The organism is Dyella sp., assembly GCF_035277725.1.
Lineage (GTDB): Bacteria > Pseudomonadota > Gammaproteobacteria > Xanthomonadales > Rhodanobacteraceae > Dyella_B.
In genome coordinates this window covers 1-6,844 of sequence record NZ_DATEJY010000266.1, presented here as the reverse complement: position 1 = coordinate 6,844, position 6,844 = coordinate 1, and the positions used below count along the sequence as shown (strand labels likewise).

Annotated in this window: 4 protein-coding genes; 1 reads left to right on the top strand and 3 read right to left on the bottom strand. The window is 64.7% G+C overall.

Annotation, left to right across the window (positions count from 1 at the left end):
* Window positions 1–210 precede the first annotated feature (210 nt).
* On the bottom strand, window positions 211–2,043 hold the full coding sequence (locus VJR68_RS21370) for a 3-hydroxybutyrate oligomer hydrolase family protein (protein WP_324150891.1): 1,833 nt from the start codon (window positions 2,041–2,043) through the stop codon (window positions 211–213).
* 102 nt (window positions 2,044–2,145) lie between these two features.
* Here VJR68_RS21370 and VJR68_RS21365 point away from each other — a divergent pair, with 102 nt between their 5' ends.
* Window positions 2,146–2,796, top strand: coding sequence for a response regulator transcription factor (locus tag VJR68_RS21365; protein WP_324150889.1), 651 nt, complete (start codon window positions 2,146–2,148; stop codon window positions 2,794–2,796).
* A gap of 65 nt (window positions 2,797–2,861) precedes the next feature.
* On the opposite strand, the gene VJR68_RS21360 is transcribed toward VJR68_RS21365, so the two are convergent.
* Complete coding sequence (locus VJR68_RS21360) at window positions 2,862–6,143, bottom strand: hybrid sensor histidine kinase/response regulator (RefSeq protein WP_324150888.1); 3,282 nt, start codon at window positions 6,141–6,143, stop codon at window positions 2,862–2,864.
* A gap of 85 nt (window positions 6,144–6,228) precedes the next feature.
* Window positions 6,229–6,844: PHB depolymerase family esterase (locus tag VJR68_RS21355; protein ID WP_324150887.1), on the bottom strand; the 616-nt coding region annotated here is incomplete at its 5' end.

The following is a 6,844-nucleotide window of genomic DNA, read 5'->3' as shown; positions in this document are numbered from 1 at the left end:
CATTGATGGCCATGGGTATTCCTTGAGGGTTCTGCGGAGTACGGATGCCCAGGAGGGCTACGGCCGGCAAGGATAACGCCAGCGAAGGCCGGTTGTAACAAGCCGGGTCATATCCCGTGGGCTGGGATGAAATTGGAGGCTGGGATGAAATCCCCGCATGGACAGGCATGGCGATGCTGGGATTTCATCCCAGCCTACGCATCGGTGGCATCACAAACCGAGCATGTCCTTCTGCAATGCCCCCGCACCACGCGCCGTGCCGGCGGGTGTCGGCAACTCGCCCGGCCAAGGCTGATCCTGGAACAGATGCACCCACAAGCGATCGAGCGCCGCGTAGCCATACGGGAGCAACGGCAGATGCTTGTCGCCAAATCCCGGCAAGGCCAAGAACGCATCGAAGTGCTGCGCATACGGCACTTTCCAGTACAACGGCTGCCGGCCTTGCGCCTGCAGCCATGCCACATAGGGTTCGGAAGTAAATGCGGTCGGCAGCAAACCATCGCTTGCACCGTGCAACACCCACAGCGGCAAACCCTTGCGCGGCAGCTTTGCTGCCAGCGCAGTCACCGAAGCATGCAAGGCCCGCGCATCGGCGTCGTTACCTGTCCAGAGTTTGCGCAGGCAGGTGATACCGGCCAGATGTGGATCGGCGCTTTCATCGGTGCCACCGAACAAGCCGACGCCATTGCCTGGCGGAATGCCGGAGCCATCCGCCCACCAGCTCGCGCGCGTGGCTTCATCGGCGATACCCGGCTTGCCGTTGACGACGGCGGCGTAGTGATAACCGCACGGCATGTGGTCGGCATCACGGCGCAAGTACGCCGATGCATACGCTGCGCTGATCACGCGCCACAAATCCAGCGCGGTGGACGAGGCCGCGGTGGCCATCGCCTGATCGGTCCATCCCGTGCTGCGCAGATGCGCATACGCTTCGGCCGCTTGCTGCTCGGGAGTGGTGGCTTTCAGCAAACCTTGTGCATGCAGGCTCGCGCAACGCGTGCTCCACGTAGCGTGTTGCGCACCTTTCGGATCGCGCGCAAACGGCGTGGATGCAAAACGCGCATCCGTCAAAGCGCACGGCAGCCACACCGCCGCTTCAGTGGCGTAGTCATACAGCGCACGCCCGTGGCTCGGTGTATGCACGTTCGGTTCCAGCCCCACCACGCCGGCAAGCAAGTGCTGCTCATCCGCGCCCGCGGCCTGCAGCACCGCGCCACCGCCATTGGAAAGTCCCGTCGCAATAATCTTGGTGTTCTGCGACGTAAACGGTGCCTGCTGCGGAAACGCACGATCCAGCATTGCCAGGCCGAATTGCGCCGCCTGCAACACGTCGCGTCCCCAGTCGGCCTCCGGGTTGTCTCCCGAATGCGCATGCTTGAAGGCGATACCCTCGCCTTTCATTTCGGCCGGCTCGAATTCCAGCATCGCCGCGCCGCGCTTGGCGCGTTCGCCATTCAACGCCACGCCGCTGTTGTCGGCGTAGTCGAAATAACCGGAGCCGGTGCCTTTATCGGTATACGCCACCGCGCAACCGCGCGGCAGGCCCCACGCACCCGCGAGCGCGATCGCACCATAAACACCGCGCGATCCGGACGACGCCGTCACCACCAGGCAACGATGCGCATGGTCGAAATGATCCGGGACCTGCACCAGCACACGATGCGGCTGATGCGCGCCGGGAATGTTTGCGAAGGCCTGGTATTCGCGTCCCGGTACGTCCGGCACGCCGCCGTACACCGTGCCGTAACCGCCCAGCGGACCGAGATCGGCAATGCCCTTCCAGCTCGTCTGGATCGCGCGCCGGCGCAATTCCTGCACGGTGGGTTGGGACGGGTTCGCAAACGGTGCCGGCGCGCCTTTCAAACCATCCAGGCCAAGGCCGGCGCTGAGCAGATCATCGTGGTCGCGATGCGTGGTGACGCTCACCTCGCCCTGCACGAAATCGATCCCTTGTTGCATGGAGGGCTCCGTCGCAAACGCCTGCGCCGCGCAGGCAAACAGGGCCAGCGCGGCGATACCTGCCAGAGGGTTTCGGATATTCATCCAGTCACCATAGCAAGCTCACGCCAGCCGGCCATCGTACGAAAGTACAACATGACGCTTTGCATCTCGACGTCACTGTCTGTCGCCGCTATGGTCCGCGTCATGCCGCGACTCCTTATCGCCGACGACCACCCGCTGTTCCGCGCTGCGCTACGCCAGGCGGCCAGCGAGCATCTGGACGATTGCAACGTGCTCGAAGCCTGCGATCTGCAAGGCGTGCTCGATGCACTGGCGGGCGATCCGGATATCGACCTGGTGCTGCTCGACCTGCATATGCCGGGCAGCCAGGGCCTCTCCGGCCTTGCCGCGTTGCGCGGGCAATATCCGGCGGTGGCGGTGCTGGTGGTATCCGCACACGATGAAGCGCACGTCGTGCGGCGCGTACTCGATCATGGCGCGGCGGGTTTCATCCCAAAGAGCGCCAACCCTGGTGAAATCAGCGAAGCCGTGCATGCCGTATTGAATTGCGGCAACTGGCTGCCGCCAGCGTTGGCGCGCAGTGTTGCATCCTTGCCGAGCAACCCTGCCGACGCCGATCTCGCTGCGCGCCTGGCGCGTTTGACCGAGCAGCAATATCGCGTACTGGCGTTGCTGGCGGAAGGTTTGCTCAACAAGCAGATTGCCGATCGGCTCGGGATTCAGGAGCGCACGGTGAAAGCGCACGCCACGGCGATTTTTGAAAAGCTGGGCGTGCGCAATCGCACGCAAGCCGGCGTGTTGTTGCACATGCTCGACCTTGGCGCCCCCGCGTAGGTTGGGGTGCGAACCCCAACATCCCGGTCTCGCATGCATGGCAATGTTGGGGTTCGCACCCCGACCTACCGGCCTGCCATGACTTTTTGCATCACCTGCCGCATCGCCAACGGCTTGAGCGGCTTGTACAACACCACCACACCCGCATCGAGCAAACGCTGGCGCAATTCGCCATCACGATCGGCCGTCAACATCACCGCCGGCACATCGGGATAATCGCGGCGCAAATGCAACAACACATCCCATCCGGTCTGCCCGCGATCGAGGTGGTAATCGAGCACGCACAAATCCGGCCGCCATGGCGCGGCCAATGCCTGCCCCGCATGCGCAGCGGCATGCACTTCCCAGCCCCAGCTGTGCAACAACGCACCCAAGGCGGCAAGCGCGGCCGGTTCGTTATCCAGAATCAAGGCGCGTCCTGCGAGCAACGGCCGCACGTCCGCCGCCGTCGGTGCGGTGATGTGATAGGCCGTGGTGGCGCGCGGCACGTCGACATAAAACACGCTGCCGCGTCCCGGCCAGGAGCGCAAACCCAACGGATGTTCCAGCAATGCCGCCACGCGTTGCGCAATCGACAAACCCAAGCCAAGTCCCTGCCCGCCCGCCGCACTACCACGGCGAAACTGCTCGAAGATCACGCCGCGTTCTTCTTCGACGATGCCCGGCCCCGTATCCCACACCTCCAGGCGCAAGCCGCCCGCACGACGACGCACACCCAGCAACACACGCCCGCGCTCGCTGTAACGCAAGGCATTTGACAGAAAATTCTGCAGCACGCGCCGCAACAGCAACGGATCCGAATGCACCCACACGCGGCTGTCGACCACGCTCAGCCGAACGCTGCGATCGCGCGCCAGCGCACGGCATTCCGCCGCCAACGGTTCCCACACTTCCGCCAGCGGAAAATCGCGCGGTTGCGGATGCAGGCGTCCGCCTTCCAGCCGCGCGATATCGAGCAAACCGGCCAGCAAGCCTTCCGTCGCCGCCAGTGAATCGTTGAGATGCCGCGCATTCGCCGCGTCATAACCGCGCTCTGCCAAGGCATGCGCAAACAGCTGCGCTGCGTGCAGCGGTTGCATCAAGTCATGGCTTACCGCGGCGAGGAAGTGGCTTTTCGCTTCATTCGCCTGCGCCAGTTCGCGCGTGCGTTCGGCCACGCGCAATTCCAGCGTTTCGTTGGTAAGCATCAACTCGTGCGCGGTTTCGCGGAAGATCGTCACATCGGTAAACGTGGCGACGTAACCGCCGCCCGGCATGGGATGCCCGCGTATCTCCACCACCGTGCCATCCGGAAAACGCCGCTCGGACATCAGTTCCGTGCCGGCGCGCATATGCGCCAATCGACGTCGCACACGTGCTTCCACGTCACCGGGGCCAATGATGCCCGCCGCGATATTGCGGCGAATCAGATCGGCAACCGGCCGCCCGACTTGCAGCAATTCCGACGGATAGCCAAACAGCGTCGCGTAACGGCCGTTCCACGCCACCAGGCGCAGTTCCGAATCCACCACGCAGATGCCCTGGCTCATGTTCTCCAGCGCCGCTTCCAGCACGCGCTGGCTGAAATGCAGATCCTGCGCCGCTTCGCCAACGATCGCCGCTACGGTGTCGAACTCGGCACGTCCCTGGCGATGCACTACTTCCAGCAACAATCGCGCGGACGCCGCGCCGATCACTGCCGCCAGTTCGTGCTCCACTTCCGCCACGCGTGCATTGCCCGCTCGCGCCTGCATGGTCGTGCCGGCAAACACGCGCTCGACGCGCTCGCTCGGTAGAAAACGTTCCGCCAGCGCACGCAGTTCCGCTACGGTGACGTTGCTGACGCCGGGCCGCCAACGGCGACGCCCATAACGCGTGTTCGCCACCGCCAGCATCGCCAGCACGTTCGCCACCAGGCTCAGCATCACCGCGCGGCCGAGGCGACTCCAATCATCCAGTCCCATCAAGCCGTCGGGCGTCAGCCAGCGCAAACCGAACGGCCCTTGCTGCAACCAATCCGGTTGATGCGCCATGCCGGCCGGCAACAACACGTACAGCCACACCAGCGTGCCGATCGCCAATCCCCACATGACCGCACGCGGACCCAATTGCGGCCGATACACCGCCGCCAGCAACGCCGGTGCAAGCCCCGCCAGTGCGGAGAACGAAAGCGCACCGATATCCGCCAAGACATCGTTGCGCGCGAGCAAACGGCTGTAGGCCCACGCGAGCAGAATCACGGCGAGAATCGCCACGCGGCGCTGGTTCAACACCTCACCACGCAAATCACCTTGCTCATCGCGCCCCCAACCGGCACGGACGCGCAGCGGCGCAATAAAGTGGTTCACCACCATCAGGCTCAAGGCCAGCGTTGCCACCACCACCATGCTGGTGGCCGCGCTCAAGCCACCAAGAAACGCCACCAATGCCAAACCGTGCTGATTGCGCGCCAACGGCAACGCCAAAACGTAGAGATCGGAAGGCACGCCACTCGGCGCCAGCCATGCATCGCCCATCTTCGCCAACGGCAGGATCGGCAGCGCGATCAGCAGCATGTACAGCGGAAACAACCAGCGCGCCGTGCGCACGTGCGAGCTATCGCGGCACTCCACCACACCGGCATGGAATTGATGCGGCAAGGTAAACATCGCCAGCGCGCCAAGCAGGATCAACGCAGGAAAACCGCTGCTTTCATGCGGCGGCGGCGCACCGATGGCAGCACCTGCCGGCAAGGGCGTGAACAGCAAGGTACCCAACGCCAGCATCGCGCCAAGCTTGAACAGCGATTCGAACGCCATCGCCAGCACCAACCCGCGGTTGTGCGCCATCGCCGAAGCGCGCCGCGTACCGAACAGCATCGCAAACAAGGCCATCAGCAAGGCCACGTACAAGGCAATGTCATGCCACGGCGCGGACTCCGCCAATTCGCCACGGCGCAGCAGCATGTAGCTCATCGCCACTGCCTTCAGCTGCAAGGCGATGTAAGGCACGATGCCGACCAGCACCACGCACGTCACCAACGCCGCCAGCCCCGCGTGCCGGCCCAGCCGCACCACAATCAAGTCCGCGATGGAACCGGCGTTGTACTCGCGCGCCAGTTGCACCAGCTTGCGCAATACCGACACGGCGAACACGTACATCAGGATAGCGCCGACGAACGTCGGCGGCAGCCACCAGCCGGAACGGCTTGCCTGCGTAACCGTGCCGTAGAAGGTCCATGAGGTGCAGTGGATCGCCAGCGAGAGTGCGTAGACGATGGCCCAGCGTTTTTCGAACAGATGGGGGCGGCGTTCGCCGGTGAGCGCGACGCCGAAGAGCATGCCGAGCCAGACCAGTGCGGCGGTGGTGATGAGGCCCGCGCTCAGCATGTCATGCCCCGTAGGTTGGGGTGCGAACCCCAACATCGCCATGCCTGCCCGCGCGTCATGTTGGGGTTCGCACCCCAACCTACGGTCATGGGCGGAGCGATAAACCCAGCGCCTTCACGGCATTGACCACCCAACGCGGCTGCACACCCTGTCGCGTGTCGTAGTTGCCACCCGAATATCCCCACCAGTCCCAGCATGCCTGCGGATTCAAGGGCGCGAAGCTTGCGCGGGTCTGAGGGTACAGCACCGCCACGTCGTAGGCGTCGGCCCAGCGGTTGAAGCCGGCGTCGCGCACGAAGGCCTCGCCCACCGCCTCGGCGTTCTGCTTGCAGCCGTGGAAGGCCACCAGCAGGCCGCAAGGCTTGCCGGCGAGGCAATCGGGCGGCAGGTAGACGTAGCCGGCATCGGCCAGGAAGGCGTCGGCGCCGGCGGGCCGCAGCGCGTTCTGGTCGAACGTGCGAAGCTGCCCCTTCGCGGTCGTGGCGGCCCGCAGCGGCGAGCCGTACAGGTGGGAAAAGATCGCGCCGGCGGCGTCGAAGCCGCAGTGGCCGAGATACGGCGATTCGGACTTGCCGCAGTCGTCGCCACTTGCCGCCACCGGCAGGTTGTGCGCGAAGTCGCGCTGGCCATCGTCCGCCACCTGCATGCCTTTGAGGCCTGGCACCTCGTCACGCAGCTTGCGGTAGAACGCTGCGCCGGCT

Coding starts and splice junctions, on each gene's coding strand:
- VJR68_RS21370 (WP_324150891.1), bottom strand. CDS start 2,043: ATGAATATCCGAAACCCTCTGGCAGGTATCGCCGCGCTGGCCCTGTTT.
- VJR68_RS21360 (WP_324150888.1), bottom strand. CDS start 6,143: ATGCTGAGCGCGGGCCTCATCACCACCGCCGCACTGGTCTGGCTCGGC.
- VJR68_RS21365 (WP_324150889.1), top strand. CDS start 2,146: ATGCCGCGACTCCTTATCGCCGACGACCACCCGCTGTTCCGCGCTGCG.